This window comes from Rhodococcus sp. As11 (genome assembly GCF_048957735.1).
Taxonomy (GTDB): Bacteria; Actinomycetota; Actinomycetes; order Mycobacteriales; family Mycobacteriaceae; genus Rhodococcus; species Rhodococcus gordoniae.
In genome coordinates this window covers 391,156-408,059 of record NZ_JARDJE010000001.1, presented here as the reverse complement: position 1 = coordinate 408,059, position 16,904 = coordinate 391,156, and the positions used below count along the sequence as shown (strand labels likewise).

Genomic DNA, 16,904 nt, shown 5'->3' with positions numbered 1-16,904 from the left:
TCCCGGCTTCGTATGTGGATCAGGAACGGTCGGTGTCGGTCGCGTCGTCCGGCGATTCCTCGTAGTACTCCGTGGTCACGACGCGGCGCACCAGGCGCGGCTTGCGCGGTCGATCGTCGTCCGCGCTGCCTGTCGCGGCCGTGTCCGTCTTCGCGTCGGTCGTGCCCGTGTCGGTGCCGGCCGGCTGCGGCGGCGTGAAGTGCGCCGGCCCCGTCGGCCCCGGACCGACGATCTCCTGCTCACCGCCGGTGCCGCCGGGCGCCGCGTGGCGGGCGGTGTCCGCCGCCGAGTGTGCGGTGCCGGACGGGTGCGCGGTGCCGGACGGGGCGGCCGGTGTCGACGCGGTATGCCCGGGCATCGAGTGCTCGAGCGATTCGTCCCTCTGGCCCTCGCTCGGCCGGTAGTTGCCGGCGATCTCCTCACGAGCGACATCGGGCGGCGTCGGCGAATGCCCGGTGCTCGCGGTGGGCGCATGCCCGGTCCCCGCAGTGGGCGACTGTGCGGTCCCCGCAGTGGGCGACTGTGCGGTCCCCGCAGTGGGCGACTGTGCTGTCCCCGCAGTGGGCGACTGTGCTGTTCCCGCCGGCGCTGCGGTGCCGTACGACTCGCCGGTGTGCGGCGCTCCGGTACTGCCCGGTCCGCCGGCTGCACCACCGACGAGACCGCCACCACCGGCCGTGTTCCGGTCGTCGAGGCCCCTCCGGTCGTCGGTGAACCCGGTCCGGTCGTCGGTCGACCCAGCCCGCTCGTCCGTGAATCCGCCCCGGTCGCCGGTGGATCCACCCTCTGCATGGGTGTCCCCGAACCGGCGGTAGTAGCGGTACAGTTCGTCCTCTTCGAGCGGCGTCAGCTCACCGTTCTCGTCGATGTTCGGGGCGCCGGTGATCGTGTCCTTGTCGAAGGGCAGGCGCACTCCGCTGCTGTCGAGTTCGGCTTCGTCGATGGGGGCGAAGTGCCGGCGTGTGCCGAACAGTCCCGTGACGACGGTGATCCATGCGGGTCGGCCCGTGTCGTTGTCCAGGTACACCTCTCCGACGCGTCCGAGCTTGTCACCGTCGGGCCCGTACGCGGTGGCGCGAGCGAGGGTGTCGATGTCGTCGTTGCTGATCATGATGTCCTCATCCGTGGGCGATGCGGCTTACTGCAGTGCGGATGCCCTCCGGTGAGAGTGACGAAACGCCGTTGTCACACCGCTCGCCGTTGCGCGACCCCTCTCCGCGTGTTATCCATATTGTCAACAATCCGACAACAAGCATGAGGGTTCGCTCCCTCGGCTGTTCGGAGGGATCGTCATGACCCGACTGTCACCCCGCCTGCTGCAGGCGACGTCCGTCACCGTCGACCATGCCGAGGGGTGTTACGTCCACGGCACCGACGGACGCCGCTACCTCGACTTCACCGCCGGTATCGGCGTGACGAGCACCGGGCATTGTCATCCGCACGTCGTCGAAGCCGCGCGCCGGCAGATCGGCTCGCTCATCCACGGGCAGTACACGACCGTGATGCACCGGCCCCTGCTCGAACTCACCGAACGGCTGGGCACGGTACTGCCCGGAGGGCTCGACTCGTTGTTCTTCGCCAATTCGGGTAGCGAGGCCGTCGAAGCGGCGTTGCGGCTGGCCCGGCAGGCGACGGGACGCCCCGGAATCGTCGTCTTCCACGGCGGTTTCCACGGCCGGACCGTCGCCGCTGCGACGATGACGACCTCGGGAACCCGCTTCTCCGCTGGATTCTCACCGCTCATGGGTGGTGTACACGTCGCTCCGTTCCCCACCGCCTATCGATACGGCTGGTCGGAGGAGGAGGCGACCGACTTCGCGCTGCAGGAACTGGACTACCTGTTCGCGACCCTGGTGGCACCGGACGAGATCGCGGCCTTCGTCGTCGAACCGGTCCTGGGCGAGGGCGGCTACGTACCGGGGAACACGCGGTTCTTCCGCGGATTGCGGCAACGGGCCGACGAGCACGGCATCCTGCTCGTCTTCGACGAGATCCAGACCGGTTTCGGCCGCACCGGAAAGTTCTTCGGCCACCAGCACTTCGGAGTGCGACCCGACGTCATCACCATCGCCAAGGGGCTCGCGAGCGGTTTCCCGTTGTCGGGTATCGCCGCCTCCGAGGAGCTCATGGAGCGCGCCCGCCCGGGATCGCAGGGCGGGACGTACGGGGCGAATGCCGTCTCGTGCGCGGCGGCCGTGGCCACTCTCGACGTGATCGAGAAGGAAGGGCTCGTCGACAACGCGGCCACGCGTGGACGCGAACTGCTCTCCGGTGCGCGGGAGCGCGCGACCGGCGATATCGGCGACGTGCGGGGGCTCGGTCTCATGGTGGGCCTCGAATTCACCACCGAGGGGTCTCCCGATCGGGACCGCGCAACCGCCGCACAACAACTCGCATCCCGAAAGGGATTGCTGCTGTTGACCTGTGGTGCCCACATGAATGTGGTGCGTATGATCCCACCCCTGATCGTCACCGCGCAGCAGATCGATGATGCGCTCGGCATCTGGTCCGAAGTCCTCGCAGAGGTCCGATAATCCGTCGAACGAGGGAGTCCGCGTGGCCCGATACATCACGATCGCTCTCGACAAGCGCGACATCACGTGCAGAGCACGACTTCTCGACGACGAAGCGCCGCTCACCTGCGCGGCGGTGTGGGATGCGTTGCCGCAGAGCGGTGCCGCCTTCCATGCCAAGTACGCTCGCAACGAGTTGTACACCCTGGTGCCGAGGATCGCCGGGGCACCGCACCGGGAGAATCCGACGGTGACGCCGATCCCCGGCGACGTGTGCCTGTTCGATTTCGAACCGTGGGAGATCGGCAATCCCGCCTATGGCTACGAACCCGGCTCGCAGGCCCATGCCTCGCAGGGGGCGACCGATCTCGCGTTGTTCTACGGACGGAACAATCTGCTGCTCAACGGCGACGTGGGCTGGGTGCCGGGCAATGTCTTCGCGAGCATCGAGGACGGCCTGCCCGAACTCGCCGTCGCGTGCAACGACCTGTGGATCGGGGGTGTCGTAGGGGAGACGCTGAGCTTCGCCCGCGCGTAGACGGGCGCCGAACCGAACGGTACCGCGCGATGTGTGGTGCCGTTCGGTGGGTCAGCTCAGTGCGTGCTCGGCGAATCTCGCCACCGCGAGCAGCAGGTCGTCCGAGTGCCGCGGCCCGACGATCTGCAGACCCACGGGCAGGCCCGCCGAGGTCGTCCCGACGGGCAGGCTGATGGCGGGCTGCTGCGTGAGATTGAAGGGATAGGTGAACGGGGTCCACTGCGGCCACGAGGTCAGCGACGACCCCGGCGGCACGTCGTGGCCGGCCTCGAATGCGGGGATCGGCATCGTCGGGGTGAGCAGAACGTTGAACTTCTGGTGGAACATCCCCATCGTGATGCCGACCGCCGCCGCGACCGCGCGGGCTTCGAGATAGTCCACGGCACCGAGTTGTTCGCCGCGCGACCAGACGCGTCCGAGTCCGGGGTCCACCTTGTCCCGCGTGCCCTCGGGGAAGGTCTTCAGCATCGTGGCTGCGCCTGCCGCCCAGAGGTTCTCGAAAGCCTCGAGCGGGTCGGTGAAACCGGGATCGGCGGCGGTCACCCGTAGTCCTGCCTCGTCGAGCACGCGGACCGCCCGGTCGACGATCTCACCCACCTCGGGATCGACGTGGACGTATCCGAGGGTCTTCGAGTAGGCGACGTCCATCCCCACCACCTCACGGTGGAGGCCACCGCGGAAGGTCGTGAGGGGCGGTGCCAGCGCTGTCGGATCCCGGGGATCGGGCAGGGAGAGAATGTCGGTGAGCAGCGCCGCGTCCTCGACCGTCCGGGTGATCGGCCCGGCATGCGCGAGCGGCCCGAACGGACTGGCGGGGAAGATCGGGATCCGCCCGTGGGTGGGCTTGAATCCGACGACGCCGCAGAACGACGCGGGGATGCGGATGCTGCCCCCACCGTCGGTGCCGACGGAGCACGGACCGAATCCGGCCGCGACCGCCGCCGCGCTGCCCCCGGACGAGCCACCGGCGGTCTTCGTCGTGTCGGCGGGATTCGTGGTCACCCCGTAGAGTGCCGAATCGGTCACCGCCTTCCATGCGATCTCCGGAGTGGTGGTCTTGCCCACCAACACCATCCCGTCCTCCCGCAGCCGGGCCGCGACCGGGCTGTCGACGTTCCAGTCCTGGTTCTCGTCGACGGCCTGCGAACCTCGCAGGGTCGGCCATCCGTCGGTGAGGAAGACGTCTTTGATCGAGATGGGGACCCCGTCGAGCAGACCTTTCGAATAACCGGTCCGCCACCGCTCCTCGGACCTACGGGCCTGGTCGAGTGCCTTCTCCTCGTCGACGAGGCAGAACGAGTTGATCTCGCGGTCGTGGGATGCGATCCGATCGAGCACGGCTCGCGTCACCTCGACGGGAGACAACTTGCCCGAGGAGAAGGCCGACACGAGTTCGACGGCGGTCATCTCTGTGGGCTCCATCGTGCCTCCTTCTCGTCGGACGATGCCGACTCTCACGCGCCGGGCACGTAACCCAACTTCTTGTCCACCACGTTCCGAAGAGGTTCGCCACTGCGGTGACGGTGGAAGTTGTCGACGAAGACGTCCACCAGCGCGTCGCGCCAGCCGACGAAGTCTCCCGAATTGTGCGGGGTGATCGAGACATTCGGCATGTCCCAGAGCGGATGGTCGTCGGGGAGCGGTTCGACGTCGAACACGTCGAGTGCGGCGCCGGAGATCGTGCCGGCCCGCAGTGCCTCGACCAGGTCGCCGGTGCGCACGAGTTCGCCCCGCCCGACGTTGACGAACCGGGCCTGCGGCTTCATCGCGGCGAACATCCGGGCGTCGAACAGGTGCCGGGTCTGCTCCGTGAGCGGCGCGGCCACGACGACGAAATCGGCGTCGGCCAGGGCGGCCGGAAGATCGGCGGTCGCGGTGACGCTGCCGAAATCGGGGTCGTGGTGGCGAGGCCGTCGGCCGGAGCCGCGGACCGTCATCCCCACGGCGGAGAGCAGCCGCGCGATCGCGCGACCGATCGGACCGGTGCCGACGACGAGCACGGAGCGCCCGGCGATGCGTTCGGATTCGCGGTGCTTCCAGATGTGCCCGTGCTGGAGCCGCAGCGATTCGGGGATGTCCTTGGCGAAGGAGAGTATCTGGGCGAGCACGTATTCGGCGATCGCCCCGTCGAAGACTCCGCGGGAGTTGGTGACGACCACGTCGCTGTCGCGCAGCTCGGGGAACATGAGGGCGTCGACCCCGGCCGCGGCGACGTGGATCCATCGCAGGGACGTCGCGGCATGCCAGGCCGCAGGCAGGGCATCGGTGAGGAAGTCGTACGCGAACAGGATGTCGGCACCGTCGAGCGCAGCGACCAGACCGGCGGCGTCGGTACAGCGCACCGCGGCACGTTCGGCCACCGGGGTCATCCGCGCGCGGTCCGGCACGGCTTCGGCATGAAGCACTGCAACGACCGGCTCGGCATCCACGTTGACACCGTAGGAGCGCCTCGTATTATTGTCAACAATCCTCGAGGCTGAGGGAACTCTCGACGAAGCCGAGGGACCGTATGGAACTGAACATTCCCGAATTCGAAGGTCCTCTGGCTCAGCGGGGCATCGGTGTGATCGCACCCTTCGATCTCGCTCTGGAACGAGAATTGTGGCGATGGGCGCCGCTCGAGGTCAGCCTGCACCTCGCTCGGACCCCCTACGAACCGGTGCCGGTGAGCCGTGCCATGGCCGAACTGGTCTCCGACCGCCGGCACCTGATGGTCGCGACCCGCGACGTCCTGTCGGTGGAACCGGAAGTCGTTGCGTATCTGTGTACCTCGGGAAGTTTCGTCAACGGGGTGACCTACGAGAAGGCCCTGTGCGACGCGATCTGCGAGGCGGGCGCCTCGTGCGCGGTGACGACCTCCGGCGCGCTCCTCGAAGCGCTCCGGAAGCTCGACCTCACCCGCATCTCGGTGATCACTCCCTACGACCGGGAACTCACCGACCTGCTGCGCGACTTCCTGGACGAAGCCGGGACCGAGGTCGTCCGATCGTCGCATCTCGGTCTGGGCGGCGGCATCTGGAAGGTCAACTACCGCACCATCGCCGAACACATCATCGGGGCCGACACACCCGATGCGCAGGCGATCTTCGTCAGTTGCACCAACCTGCCGACCTACGACCTGATCGCACCGCTCGAACGGGAACTCGGCAAGCCGGTCCTCACGGCCAACCAGCTCACCATCTGGGCGTGCCTCGGCCGGATGAAACTGCCCATGACCGGGCCCGGGAAATGGTTGAGAGGAGTCTTCTGAATGCATCGTGCCCGCCCGACCGTCGGGATCGTCTATCCGGATCATGCCGCCGAGGACGACTATCCGTTCGCCGCAGAACTCCTGGGGGTGAACCTGCCCGTCGCCCACATCTACGGCACCGACCTGCATGCCGTTCCCGAACTCCTCGACCTGGGGAGCCCCGCCAGGCTCGCCGGAGGGGCGGCACAGTTCGCGGGTGAGCGCCTCGACGCCCTCGTGTGGGCGTGCACGTCGGGCAGCTTCGTCTACGGGCCCGAGGGGGCACGCACTCAGATCGAGCGGCTCTCCCGGGCTGCCGGGGGTGTGCCCACGACGAGCACCGGCATCGCGTTCGTCGCCGCGATCCGGTCCCTCGGGATCACCCGGACGGCCGTGGCGGCGAGTTATCCGCGCGATGTCGCCGACCTGTTCGTCGCCTTCCTCGCGGACGCCGGCATCGACATCGTGTCGCTCGCGGATGCCGGCATCGACACCGCCGCCGAGGTCGGCGCCCTGACCGGGGAGGCGGTGCTCGACTTCGTGCGAACCAACGATCACCCCGACGCCCAGGCGGTGCTGGTGCCCGACACCGCGATGCACACGCTGCGGATCGTGCGGGAGCTCGAGAAGGAGACCGGCAAACCGGTCCTCACCGCCAACCAGGTCACCGTATGGCACGGCCTGGAACTCGCCGGATATACAGTGGGATGCCCGGAGCTGGGCTCGCTGTTCGAGGAGGATGCCGATCATGGTGCTCGGTGATCTGGGAGATCTACGTCCTGTCACCCGTCCGTCCACGGCCGAGCTCATCGCCGAGCAGATCAGGTCGGCCATCGTCCGGGGCGTGCTCGCCCCCGGCGCGCAGCTGGGCGAAGCCGAACTCGCGGCGCACTTCCAGGTCTCCCGTGGGCCGCTGCGGGAAGCCATGCAGCGGTTGCTGTCCGAAGGACTGCTCTACAGCATCCGCAATCGCGGGATCTTCGTCACTCAGCTCACCTTCGACGACGTCGTCGACATCTACCGCAGTCGCCGGGTCATCGAGGGCGGCGCCCTCGACCTGGTGCTGAACGGCCGTCGCGAGCAGACGTGGAAGGCTCTCGAACCCGCGATCGACGAGATGCGCACCGCCGCCGAGCGCGAGGACGCCACCGGTGTCTCGGACGGCGACCGTCGTTTCCACGAGATCCTCGTGTCGAGCGCGGAGAGTCCGCGGCTCGTGCGGGCTGCCCGTACCCTGCTCGTCGAGACACGAATGTGCCTCGGCGCGTTGCAGACCACCTATCCCGACCTGCACGTGCAGGTGGACGAGCACGTCGTGCTCCGGGAGGCGATCCGTACCGCCGACCGGGACGATGTGCGGCGACTGCTCGACGAGCACCTGCACGACACGGTCACCCGGCTCCGCGAGCGTCAGGACGTCGACGGCGTGATCGCCTCGAGCTGATGCCGGTCAGTCGGGTGGGGTGAACGACGACAGGGCCGTCGCGGCGATGTAGTCCGCGGCGTCCTTCGTCGACAGTCGTCCGGCGACGACTTCGACTGCGGCGCAATGGACCAGGCTGTGCAGAACGGATGCCAACCAGGGTGACGGCAGGTCGGTGCGGAAGACCCCCTCGGCTCGACCGCGATCGATGAGGGCGGTCGCGCGGGCGAGCAGGCCGTCGTGGGCGGCACGGACCTCCTCGGCGGGCAGCGCTTGTCCGGCGGCGGCGAGCAGTGCCCCTGCGTCCGCGGTCAGCGACCACGAACCGGTGATCAGGCGGCGCAGGGCGTGGCGTGGGTCGCCGGTGAGGTCGATCCGGTCCACGGTCTCCTCCGCCTCGGCGAGCGCGCGGTGCACCACCGCTGTGACGAGTTCTGCGCGAGTGGGGAAGTGGCCGTAGAGCGTGACGCGACCGACGCCGGCGGTCTCGGCGATCTCCCCGATGCTCGCGTCGGGGTTGCGGCTCAGAGAGATCCGTGCGGCCTCGAGAATCGATTCGATGTTCCGTTCGGCGTCCGCGCGTTTCCTGACGCGGGGGGAGCTCGGTCGGACGGCTTCGGATCGGGGGGATGTCTTACCGGTGGTCACGGATCCTCCTCTTGTCGAACACCGGTGTTCAGGTTACGCTGATCGACAAATCGAACATCACTGTTCAACTTAGGCGGATCGCCATGACGAGTTCCGGCATCACCACTGTCCCCGTGGATCGACCTGCGGCGGGCGCCGGCCCGAAGGTGCTGCTACGAGGGGTGCTGCGTCGGTGGCCGAGCCTCGTCGCGGTCGCCCTCGCCGCCTTCGTCCTCGCGGACGGGGGAACCGACTTCCCGGCGATCCTGACCGGCGCGGCGCTCGTCTATCTCGGTGCGGCCGTACTGGGCCGCCGCAGTACGGCCTGGCCGTTGTTCCTCGGCGCCGTCGTGCTGATCGGGATCGGCAAGGTCGCCGTCGTCGCCTTCGGCATACCGGTGCCGGTCACCGGGGTGATGGTCGCTCTCGGTGCCGCCGGCGCCGTCTACGGGCTCGCGCGCACCCCGGCCGGCCGGACGATGCTCGTCGGGCCGTCGGCCGTGGCCATGCTCGGATTCGGGGCCGTCGCGGTGGCTGCACTGATGCTCGCTCCCGTCCCGGCCGGAGTGGTCGTCGGACTCGGACTGCTCGGCCACGCTGCGTGGGACTGTCTCCACTTCCGGCGGAACACCGTGGTCGCTCGCTCGCTGGCGGAGTTCTGCGGCGTACTCGACACCCTCCTGGGTGTCGCGGTGATCGTTCTCGCCGTGACGGGCGCGCTCTCCTGAGCGCGGTGGTCGTCGTCGGACGACGGTCGCGTCGCCGAAGGTCATCCGCAGGTCGGGTATCGACGACGAGGCGAGTGCGCGGCGGGGCAGGCCGAGCGAACGCAGTTCGTCGGCGATCGGATGCGTACCCAACCGCAGGGTCGCGCCGCCGAACCGGGTGCGCACCCCGCTCGGGTTCATCTCCCAGGTCGTGCGCCGGGTGATGCCGTCGATGTGCGAATACGCGGCGAGCGACGCGGCGAGACCTTTGCCGGGGACGGGAATTCCTGGCACTACCGTCAATTCGGCGATCAGCGCTCCGTCCGCAGAGACCGAACCGCGTCCGGTACTGCTGTCGTGGTCGACGTCGAAGTCGGCGAGGGTCTTGGGGAAGCCCCAGATGCCGCGTCCGGCCGCGAGGGTGAAGTCCCCGTCGACGGGCAGGTGGTGGATGAGTGCCCCGGCGCGCCCGCCGAGGAGGCTCCGCCAGTCTCCGATGATGCCGTCTCCGCGGTCGGGATGATCGCGGACGAGGAAGCACACCCCGAACTCGTTGTACGGACCGAGATCCCCGTCGACGTAGTCCACGAAGACGAGAGTGCAGATCCCGTGACCCGGCCGGTACTGCAGGATCTCGAGCCCGGTGTGGGCGACGAGTTCCTGCGCGGGGTGCACGGGAACGGAGAACATCCCCATGAACGCCGTGGCGGTCCGGACCTGCACGGGCATCGTGACCGGTCTGCCCAACACGAGATGCGTCGTCGTCTCGCTCATCGCTGCCTTCCGGAAGTCGGACGTGCGCACTCCAGTAATGAGAACACGTTCCAATTATGGAGGGAAGGGATCAGGCTGGTGCGCCGATGTTCATCTCGTCGGGATGCGCGCCCACCCGGGTGCCGTCGTCGAGGGTGTCGAGTTCGCTGAGGTCGAGTTCGTCGAGTTCGAAGTCGAAGACGTCGATGTTCTGGGAGATGCGCTGCTCGTGTACCGACTTCGGGATGACGATCAGACCGTTCTGCAGGTGCCAGCGGATGAGCACCTGCGCGGCCGACTTGCTGTGACGATCGGCGATACGGGTGACGATCGGATCGACGAGCAGGGTGTTCGGCTTCGAGTTCGGACCCCACCCCGAGTTGCTCGTGCCCCCGAGCGGGCTCCACGACTCCACGGCGATGCCGTGTTCGGACGCGAACCGGCGGATCCCCTGCTGCGGCAGATGCGGATGCAACTCCACCTGATCCACCGCCGGCAACAGTCCGCCGCGATCGACCAGCACCTGCAGATGGTGCGGTTCGAAATTGCACACCCCGACCGCCTTCGCGCGACCCGACTCGGCGATCTTCTCGAGCGCGTCCCAGGTACGCAGGATCCGCTCACGGTCCTGCAGCGGCCAATGGATGAGGTACAGGTCGACGTACTCGGTGCCCAGCTTCTTCAGGCTCGTGTCGAAGGCCTTCAGCGCCGGTTCGTAACCCTGATCCGAATTCCACAGCTTCGTGGTGACGAAGATGTCCTCGCGCGGCACCGGCGATGCGGCGAGCGCGCGACCGACGCCCTCCTCGTTGCCGTAGGCCGCGGCCGTATCGATGTGCCGGTAGCCGGCCTCGTCGATCGCGTATCGGACCGCGCGTTCGGTCTCGTCGTTTGTGGCCTGCCAGACACCCAGGCCCAGCTGCGGGATCGTCGTTCCGGAATTCAGCGTGATCGTGGGAGGTGTCATCTCTCCGACGTTAGCGAGCCACCGCGGCGGGCGCGAGCAATCCCGGATGATCAGGGGTTCCGGACCGCGGATACCGGGGAATCGAGGAGGCTCGTCACCGAAGGGTCGGGTCGGTGACGCGGTCGCCGCTCCCGGCGGTGCGGAAGACCGTGTCGGCGGCATCGGCGAGCGGATCGGCGGGCCGGACGTCGACGATGCGGTCGTAGACGATGCCTCCGTCGGGACACCACACCAGGACCCGCCGGGGACCGGGGTCGACGAAGTGCGCGATCATCGTCCCCGACGGTTCCACCGGCAGGCTCCGGGTGTTCCCGTTCGCGTCGGGGTCGACCCGGCAACTCTCCGGATGGACCGGCACACCGTGCACGGTCACCATGATCCGGGTGCGTCCCGGGACGACCTCCGCGGTCGCTGCGGCCCCGGCCACGCCCGGCGTGGCCAGGGTGATCGCAGCGGCGGACAGGACGGCGGCGGCACTCGCGTATCGGACTCTCATGTATCTCCTTCCGCAGGGATCGCCGCCGACGATATTGCTCAGGCCGAGATTGCGCCCAGGTATTCGCGAGGTTGCCCGAACAGCTGGGCGCTGCCGTGCGCCCGTTTGAAGAACAACTGTGCGTCGTGCTCCCAGGTGATCGCGATCCCGCCGTGAAGCTGCACGGCCTCGGCGGCGACCTGCTGGAGAGCTTCCGAGCAGTAGATCTTCGCGGCGTACGCGTCCTGCGGATCCTGCGACAGTGCCGCCGCGTAGGACATCGAACGTGCGGTCTCCACCAGTGCGTACATGTCGGCCATGCGGTGCTTGAGCGCCTGGAAGGAGCCGATGACGCGTCCGAACTGCTTGCGGTTCTTCGTGTACTCGACGGTCAGGTCGAGTACCGCCTGCGCGGCGCCGACCTGCTCGGCGGACAGGGCGATCGCGGCGGCCACCCGCAGCCGGTCGACGAGATCGTCGGACGACGACAGGCGACGACCGGTCACCGCGGAGAACGACACCTCCGCGAGGGCACGCGTGGGATCCATCGTGGGCACGCGGCGTCGCATCACCCCGTCGGCATCCGGATCGACCTCGAAGAGGGCCACCGAGTCGCCGTCGGCCGCGAGAACGAGCAGGACGGACGCGGTGTCACCTCCGAGCACGTAGTGCGCGGTACCGGTCAGCACGTCCCCGTCGGTGCTCACTCCGGGACGCTGCCATCCGGCGGCCGACGCCCAGCACACCGCCACGACCTCGCCGGCCGCGATGCCGGGAAGCAGGCGCGCCGCCGCGTCGGTATCACCGGACGACAGCACGGTCTGCGCCGCGAGCACCGCCGAACCCAGGAAGGGGGAGGGCGTGAGCGTGCGGCCGAGTTCCTCGAGCACCACGTGGGTTTCGACCCACGACGCACCCACACCGTCGTATTCCTCCGGGACGGCGAGGGCCGCGACACCGATCTGCTCGACGAGCATCGTCCACAGGTCGCCGTCGTAACCGTCGGCGGTGGTGATCGCGCGCCGGACGGCAGCCGAATCGGAATGCTTGGAGAGCAGAGTGCGCACCGATTCCCTCAGTGCGGCACGCTCTTCCGTTTCGAACGTCACGACGCCTCGCTCTCGAGTGCCGCGACCACGCGTGCCCGGTGCTCGTCGGGGGTGCCCAATGCGGTGACGAGCGCGCGGACCTTCGTGATCCACAGCGACAGATCGTATTCCTGGGTGTAACCGATGGCGCCGTGCACCTGCAGGGCCGTGCGCGCCGCGAGGTACGCGGCATCGCCGCACGCGACCTTGGCGGCCGAGACGTCGCGGGCCGCGGTGGGCAGACCGTCGCGGACGGCGAGCGCGGCGCCGTGCAGCAACGGACGCGCCATCTCGAGTGCGACCGCCACCTCGGCGAGGTGATGCTTGACCGCCTGGAAGGAACCGATGGCCCGCCCGAACTGCTTGCGCTGCTGAGCGTATTCGACCGTGGTGTCGAGCAGCGTCCGGCCGAGACCCTGCAATTGGGCGGCCGCGGCGAGCACACCGATGTCGAAGGCCGCGGCGGTGTCACAGGATCCGAGGGACTCGGTCGGAGTGAGCGAGGCGAGCGTCCGGGACCGGTCGACCGACCTGCGTGTTTCTCCGGCGGTGCCCACCGAGACGGTGCCGTCGGCAACGTGCAGCGCGAGATCGGTGACGTGCGCGTCCACCGCATAGGGAACGTGGGGGAGCATCGCGACCGTGGCGAGGGAACCCGCCGCGAGCAGCGCGAGCCGTTCCGGTGCCACGGATGCGAGCAGGGCCGGGGCCACCGCGACGGTCTCCACCACCGGGCCCGGCACGGCGTGGCGGCCGAGCTGTTCGACGGCGACGACGAGATCGACCGCGTCGGCGCCGAGTCCGTCGTGTTCCTCGGCCACGAGCAGGCCGTTGACGCCCGTCTCGGCGAGTCGCTGCCACACCTGCAGACCGGGAGCCGTGTCGCCGTCGTTCCAGGCGCGGATCACGGCGGGCATGTCCGATTTGGTGAGCAGGGCATCGATACTGGACGCGAAGTCCTCATGGGACTCGTCGAGTGCGAATCTCATCGGTCACCCCTCGGGAGGCCGAGCAGCCGCTCGGCGATGACGTTCTTCTGGATTTCGTTGGTGCCGGCGTAGATCGGTCCCGACAGGGAGAACAGGTAACCGTCGGTCCAGCCATCGGCAAGTTCCGCGTCGGGACCCTGCAGGTCGAGCGCGGTCTCGTGAGTGGCGATGTCCCAGTCGGACCAGAACACCTTGTTGATCGACGATTCGGCGCCGAGCTGCCCACCGGCCTGCAGCCGGGTCACGGTGGCCCAGGTCGACAGCTCGTAGGCACGAGCACCGATCCAGGCGTCGGCGACGCGGTTACGGAGGGCGGGATCGCCGTGCAGGGCGGAGTCGCGGTAGGAGCGCAGCAACCGGTCGGTGGCGGCGAGGAAGCGACCCGGCGAACGCAGCGACAGCCCGCGTTCGTTGGACGCCGTGCTCATCGCGACACGCCAGCCCTCGTTCACCCCACCGATGACGCCGGACTCACCGGGCTTCTCGGGGTCGTCGGGCACGAAGACGTCCTCGAGGAAGATCTCGGCGAAACCGGGTTCGCCGTCGAGCTGCGGGATGGGTCGGACCGTGACCCCTTCGGCCCGCAGGTCGAACATGAAGTAGGTGATTCCCTTGTGGCGCTGAGCTTCCGGATCGGACCGGAACAGGCCGAAGCCCATGTCGGCGTAGGAGGCGCGCGAGCTCCACGTCTTCTGGCCGTTGAGCAGCCAGCCGCCGTCGACCTTCGTGGCCGTCGAACGCAGCGACGCGAGGTCCGAACCCGATTCCGGCTCCGACCAGGCCTGCGCCCAGATGTCGTCGGCGCGGGCCATGCGGGGCATGATGCGTGCGAGCTGCTCGGGGTGCGCGTGCTCGAACAGAGTGGGGGCGAGCAGGAAGATGCCGTTCTGGCTCACACGTCCGGGTGCGCCCGAACGGTAGTACTCCTCCTCGAAGACCACCCACTGTTCGAGCGTCGCATCGCGGCCACCGAGTTCCTCGGGCCACGAGACGACCGCCAGTCGTGCGTCGGCGAGCCGCCGTTCCCACTCACGGTGCTGTTCGAAGCCTTCCGCGGTGTCCATCGACTTCAGCGGTGTGCTGGGAACGTTCGCCTCGAGGAAGGCGCGCACCTCGTCGCGGAACGCGACGGTGGCATCGTCGAGTTCGAGATTCACTACTTGGACCCTTCCTGGACCGGGCGCGCGCTCGCGGCCATCGACTTGGCGTTCATGCCGCCGAGAGAGTCGGTGCCGACCTCGGCGTTGTACGAATGAGCGAAGTGGTGCAGACCGAAGACCGAGTCCATGCCGTTGCGCATGCCCATCTGGTCCTCGCACTGGTTGACGGCACGCTTGGTGAGCGCGAGACCGAAACGGGGCATCTCCGCGATGCGGGCGGCGAGGGCGAGGGTCTCGGACTCGAGCTGCTCACGCGGGACGACACGGTTGACCATGCCGACCTCGTACGCGCGCTGCGCCGAGAAACGATCGCCGGTGTAGAGGATCTCCTTCGCGAAACGCGTCCCGAGGACCCACGGGTGGGCGAAGTACTCGACACCCGGGATACCCATGCGCACGACCGGGTCGGAGAAGAAGGCGTCGTCGGACGCGACGATGAGATCGCACACCCAGGCCAGCATCAGGCCGCCGGCGATGCACGCACCCTGCACCGAGGCGATGGTGGGCTTGGGGATCTCGCGCCAGCGGCGGCACATCCCCAGGTACACCTCCATCTCACGCGCGTAGCGCTGGTCGCCGCCCTCCTTGTCGACGTGGTCCCACCACATGACGGCCTTGTTCTCGTAGTGGACGTGATGGTCGCGGCCCGGGGTGCCCAGATCGTGACCGGCGGAGAAGTGCTTGCCGTTGCCGGCCAGCACGATCACCTTCACCTCGTCGTCCTCGACGGCCTTCTCGAAGGCCGCGTCGAGGGCGTAGGTCATGACCGAGTTCTGGGCGTTGCGATAGTCGGGTCGGTTGAGAGTGACGATCGCGATGCCGTCGCGCACCTCGTAGGTGACGACATCGGGTTCGTACGGGACGGTCATGACTTCTCCTCACGCAGAACGTTCTTCAGTACCTTGCCGGACGGGTTTCGGGGCAGCGCATCGACGAACCGTACCGAGCGCGGTGCCTTGAAGTTGGCGAGTTTCTCTCTGGCATACGCGATCACGTCGTCCTCGGTGAGGGGATACCCGTCCAGCGGGACGACGAAGGCGCGTCCCACCTCGCCCATGCGCCCGTCGGGGACACCGATCACGGCGACCTCGTGTACACCCGGCAGGCGCAGGAGAGCCGCCTCGACCTCGGCGGGATACACGTTGAATCCGCCGCTGATGTACATGTCCTTGAGCCGGTCGGTGATGTCGAGATAACCGCGGTCGTCGAGGACACCCACATCACCGGTGTGGAGCCAGCCGTCCTCGTCGATCGTCTTCGCGGTGGCTTCGGGGTCGTCGAGATAGCCCAACATCACATTGGGGCCGCGCAGAAGGATCTCACCCTTGTCGCCGATGCGTACCTCGAAGTCGGCGGTGGCGCGGCCCGACGAGGTCGACACGGTCACGGGATCGTCGTCGATACGGCACATCGTGGCCACCACGGCTTCGGTCTGCCCGTAGGCGGTGAGCACCGCGTCGAAGCTCAGCTCGGTCTGCATACGTTCGACGAGGGAGACGGGCACGGGTGCGGCGCCGGTGACGGCGATGCGCAGGTTGCTCAGGTCGTAGTCGCCGCGACGCGGGTGGTCGAGGATGCTCTGGTAGATCGTCGGTGCGCCGGGCAGCACACTGATGTTCTCCTGCGCGACGATGGCCATGACCTTCTCGGTGTCGAAGACGGCCATCGGCACGACGGTGGAGCCGGCGAGCAGCGCTGCGACGAAACCCGCCTTGTAGCCGAAGCTGTGGAAGAACGGGTTGATGATCAGGTAGTTGTCGTCGGGGGTCAGCGCGGCGCATTCGGCCCAGGCCTGTGCGACACCGATCAACTGACGGTGTGCGCTCAGGACGCCTTTGCTGCGACCTGTCGTACCGGATGTGAAGAGGATGTCGCACACGTCGTCGGGCCGTACCGATCGCGCGCGCTCGTCCGCCAGCTCGAGCAATCGCTCCGTGGCAAGACCGAGGAAGTCCTCCCACTCGAAGACATCGCCGCGCGGGGTGTCGTTGCCACCCAGTGGGATTCGTATCACCGTGGGAACGGTGAGGTCGGGCGCGGCCTCGCGCAGGGCGCCGAATCGGTCGGAGCCGAGGAAGTCGCCCGCGACGACGAGAGCGGCGGCCCGCACACGTTCGACGATGTCGGCTGCCTCGCTGCCGGTGTACCGGGTGTTGACGGGGACGACGACCCCACCCGCCCAGTGCACGCCCAGTGCGGCGACCTCCCAGTGGAAGGTGTTCGGGGACCAGATCGCGACCCGCTCACCGGGTTGCAGACCCCGCGCCACGAGCGCGGCAGCGAAAGCCCGGACGTGTTCGTGCAGTCGAGCGAAACTCAATCGGATGTTGCCGTCGACGAGGGCGCACCGGTCGGCGTGGTCGCGGACGGCACGGTTGAGGGCGGCCGGCGTGGTTCCGGGTGTTGTGTTCACGTAGCTCCCTACCTAGCAATTG

16 protein-coding genes and 1 pseudogene are annotated in these 16,904 nt (G+C 68.2%); 5 read left to right on the top strand and 12 right to left on the bottom strand.

Translation table 11 applies throughout. The annotated features are described in order from the left end of the window. Positions 1–19: 19 nt before the first annotated feature. Positions 20–1,111, bottom strand: coding sequence for a PRC-barrel domain-containing protein (locus PV766_RS01995; protein ID WP_421096294.1), 1,092 nt, complete (start codon positions 1,109–1,111; stop codon positions 20–22). 181 nt (positions 1,112–1,292) lie between these two features. On the opposite strand from PV766_RS01995, the gene PV766_RS01990 reads away from it, so the two are divergent. After that, on the top strand, positions 1,293–2,534 hold the full coding sequence (locus tag PV766_RS01990) for an aspartate aminotransferase family protein (protein WP_064063426.1): 1,242 nt from the start codon (positions 1,293–1,295) through the stop codon (positions 2,532–2,534). A gap of 22 nt (positions 2,535–2,556) precedes the next feature. Then, positions 2,557–3,051 carry a DUF3830 family protein gene (locus tag PV766_RS01985; protein WP_064063427.1) on the top strand — a complete coding sequence of 165 codons (495 nt, stop codon included), beginning with the start codon at positions 2,557–2,559 and terminating at the stop codon, positions 3,049–3,051. Between the two features lie 51 nt (positions 3,052–3,102). Here PV766_RS01985 and PV766_RS01980 read toward each other — a convergent pair whose 3' ends face one another. Next, positions 3,103–4,473, bottom strand: a complete 1,371-nt coding sequence (locus PV766_RS01980; protein WP_421096293.1) for an amidase — start codon at positions 4,471–4,473, stop codon at positions 3,103–3,105. A 32-nt stretch (positions 4,474–4,505) separates the two neighbouring features. After that, complete coding sequence (locus PV766_RS01975; RefSeq protein WP_421096325.1) at positions 4,506–5,420, bottom strand: D-2-hydroxyacid dehydrogenase; 915 nt, start codon at positions 5,418–5,420, stop codon at positions 4,506–4,508. A 140-nt stretch (positions 5,421–5,560) separates the two neighbouring features. On the opposite strand from PV766_RS01975, the gene PV766_RS01970 reads away from it, so the two are divergent. Genes PV766_RS01970 through PV766_RS01960 form a run of 3 tightly spaced genes read left to right on the top strand, consistent with a single transcriptional unit; the run spans position 5,561 to position 7,724 of the window. Continuing rightward, positions 5,561–6,301: a maleate cis-trans isomerase family protein gene (locus PV766_RS01970; protein ID WP_064063429.1), complete on the top strand. Its 741-nt coding sequence runs from the start codon at positions 5,561–5,563 to the stop codon at positions 6,299–6,301. Beyond that, positions 6,302–7,042: a maleate cis-trans isomerase family protein gene (locus PV766_RS01965; protein WP_129977247.1), complete on the top strand. Its 741-nt coding sequence runs from the start codon at positions 6,302–6,304 to the stop codon at positions 7,040–7,042. It abuts the gene before it with no gap. Further along, positions 7,029–7,724 (top strand): GntR family transcriptional regulator, encoded by a 696-nt coding sequence (locus PV766_RS01960; RefSeq protein ID WP_421096292.1) that lies wholly within the window; start codon positions 7,029–7,031, stop codon positions 7,722–7,724. The genes PV766_RS01965 and PV766_RS01960 overlap by 14 nt, the downstream gene beginning before the upstream one ends. A gap of 6 nt (positions 7,725–7,730) precedes the next feature. On the opposite strand, the gene PV766_RS01955 is transcribed toward PV766_RS01960, so the two are convergent. From PV766_RS01955 to PV766_RS01915, 9 genes and pseudogenes are all read right to left on the bottom strand, one after another. After that, positions 7,731–8,351, bottom strand: a complete 621-nt coding sequence (locus tag PV766_RS01955) for a TetR/AcrR family transcriptional regulator (protein ID WP_421096291.1) — start codon at positions 8,349–8,351, stop codon at positions 7,731–7,733. Between the two features lie 725 nt (positions 8,352–9,076). Beyond that, positions 9,077–9,811 (bottom strand): annotated as a pseudogene (locus PV766_RS01950) (acetoacetate decarboxylase family protein); the annotation flags it as partial. Positions 9,812–9,881: 70 nt separating this feature from the next. Further along, positions 9,882–10,757, bottom strand: coding sequence for an aldo/keto reductase (locus PV766_RS01945; protein WP_064063433.1), 876 nt, complete (start codon positions 10,755–10,757; stop codon positions 9,882–9,884). Positions 10,758–10,851: 94 nt separating this feature from the next. Next, positions 10,852–11,253, bottom strand: coding sequence for a hypothetical protein (locus PV766_RS01940; RefSeq protein WP_064063434.1), 402 nt, complete (start codon positions 11,251–11,253; stop codon positions 10,852–10,854). Between the two features lie 38 nt (positions 11,254–11,291). After that, positions 11,292–12,341, bottom strand: coding sequence for an acyl-CoA dehydrogenase family protein (locus tag PV766_RS01935; RefSeq protein WP_129977244.1), 1,050 nt, complete (start codon positions 12,339–12,341; stop codon positions 11,292–11,294). Then, positions 12,338–13,309 (bottom strand): acyl-CoA dehydrogenase family protein, encoded by a 972-nt coding sequence (locus PV766_RS01930; protein ID WP_421096290.1) that lies wholly within the window; start codon positions 13,307–13,309, stop codon positions 12,338–12,340. The genes PV766_RS01935 and PV766_RS01930 overlap by 4 nt, the downstream gene beginning before the upstream one ends. Next, entirely contained in the window at positions 13,306–14,466 is a 1,161-nt protein-coding gene (locus tag PV766_RS01925; protein WP_129977242.1) for an acyl-CoA dehydrogenase family protein, read from the bottom strand. The genes PV766_RS01930 and PV766_RS01925 overlap by 4 nt, the downstream gene beginning before the upstream one ends. Next, a complete protein-coding gene (locus PV766_RS01920; RefSeq protein WP_016934834.1) occupies positions 14,466–15,338 on the bottom strand; it encodes an enoyl-CoA hydratase in 873 nt (290 codons plus the stop codon). The genes PV766_RS01925 and PV766_RS01920 overlap by 1 nt, the downstream gene beginning before the upstream one ends. Next, on the bottom strand, positions 15,335–16,882 hold the full coding sequence (locus PV766_RS01915; RefSeq protein WP_421096289.1) for a FadD3 family acyl-CoA ligase: 1,548 nt from the start codon (positions 16,880–16,882) through the stop codon (positions 15,335–15,337). Before PV766_RS01915 ends, PV766_RS01920 begins: the two co-directional genes overlap by 4 nt. Between the last annotated feature and the right edge of the window lie 22 nt (positions 16,883–16,904).

Excerpts from the sequence above, each read along its gene's own strand:
- PV766_RS01980 (WP_421096293.1), bottom strand. The coding sequence starts at position 4,473 with ATGGAGCCCACAGAGATGACCGCCGTCGAACTCGTGTCGGCCTTCTCC.
- PV766_RS01990 (WP_064063426.1), top strand. The coding sequence starts at position 1,293 with ATGACCCGACTGTCACCCCGCCTGCTGCAGGCGACGTCCGTCACCGTC.
- PV766_RS01975 (WP_421096325.1), bottom strand. The coding sequence starts at position 5,420 with ATGACCCCGGTGGCCGAACGTGCCGCGGTGCGCTGTACCGACGCCGCC.
- PV766_RS01940 (WP_064063434.1), bottom strand. The coding sequence starts at position 11,253 with ATGAGAGTCCGATACGCGAGTGCCGCCGCCGTCCTGTCCGCCGCTGCG.
- PV766_RS01945 (WP_064063433.1), bottom strand. The coding sequence starts at position 10,757 with ATGACACCTCCCACGATCACGCTGAATTCCGGAACGACGATCCCGCAG.
- PV766_RS01930 (WP_421096290.1), bottom strand. The coding sequence starts at position 13,309 with ATGAGATTCGCACTCGACGAGTCCCATGAGGACTTCGCGTCCAGTATC.
- PV766_RS01920 (WP_016934834.1), bottom strand. The coding sequence starts at position 15,338 with ATGACCGTCCCGTACGAACCCGATGTCGTCACCTACGAGGTGCGCGAC.
- PV766_RS01995 (WP_421096294.1), bottom strand. The coding sequence starts at position 1,111 with ATGATCAGCAACGACGACATCGACACCCTCGCTCGCGCCACCGCGTAC.
- PV766_RS01970 (WP_064063429.1), top strand. The coding sequence starts at position 5,561 with ATGGAACTGAACATTCCCGAATTCGAAGGTCCTCTGGCTCAGCGGGGC.
- PV766_RS01965 (WP_129977247.1), top strand. The coding sequence starts at position 6,302 with ATGCATCGTGCCCGCCCGACCGTCGGGATCGTCTATCCGGATCATGCC.
- PV766_RS01960 (WP_421096292.1), top strand. The coding sequence starts at position 7,029 with ATGGTGCTCGGTGATCTGGGAGATCTACGTCCTGTCACCCGTCCGTCC.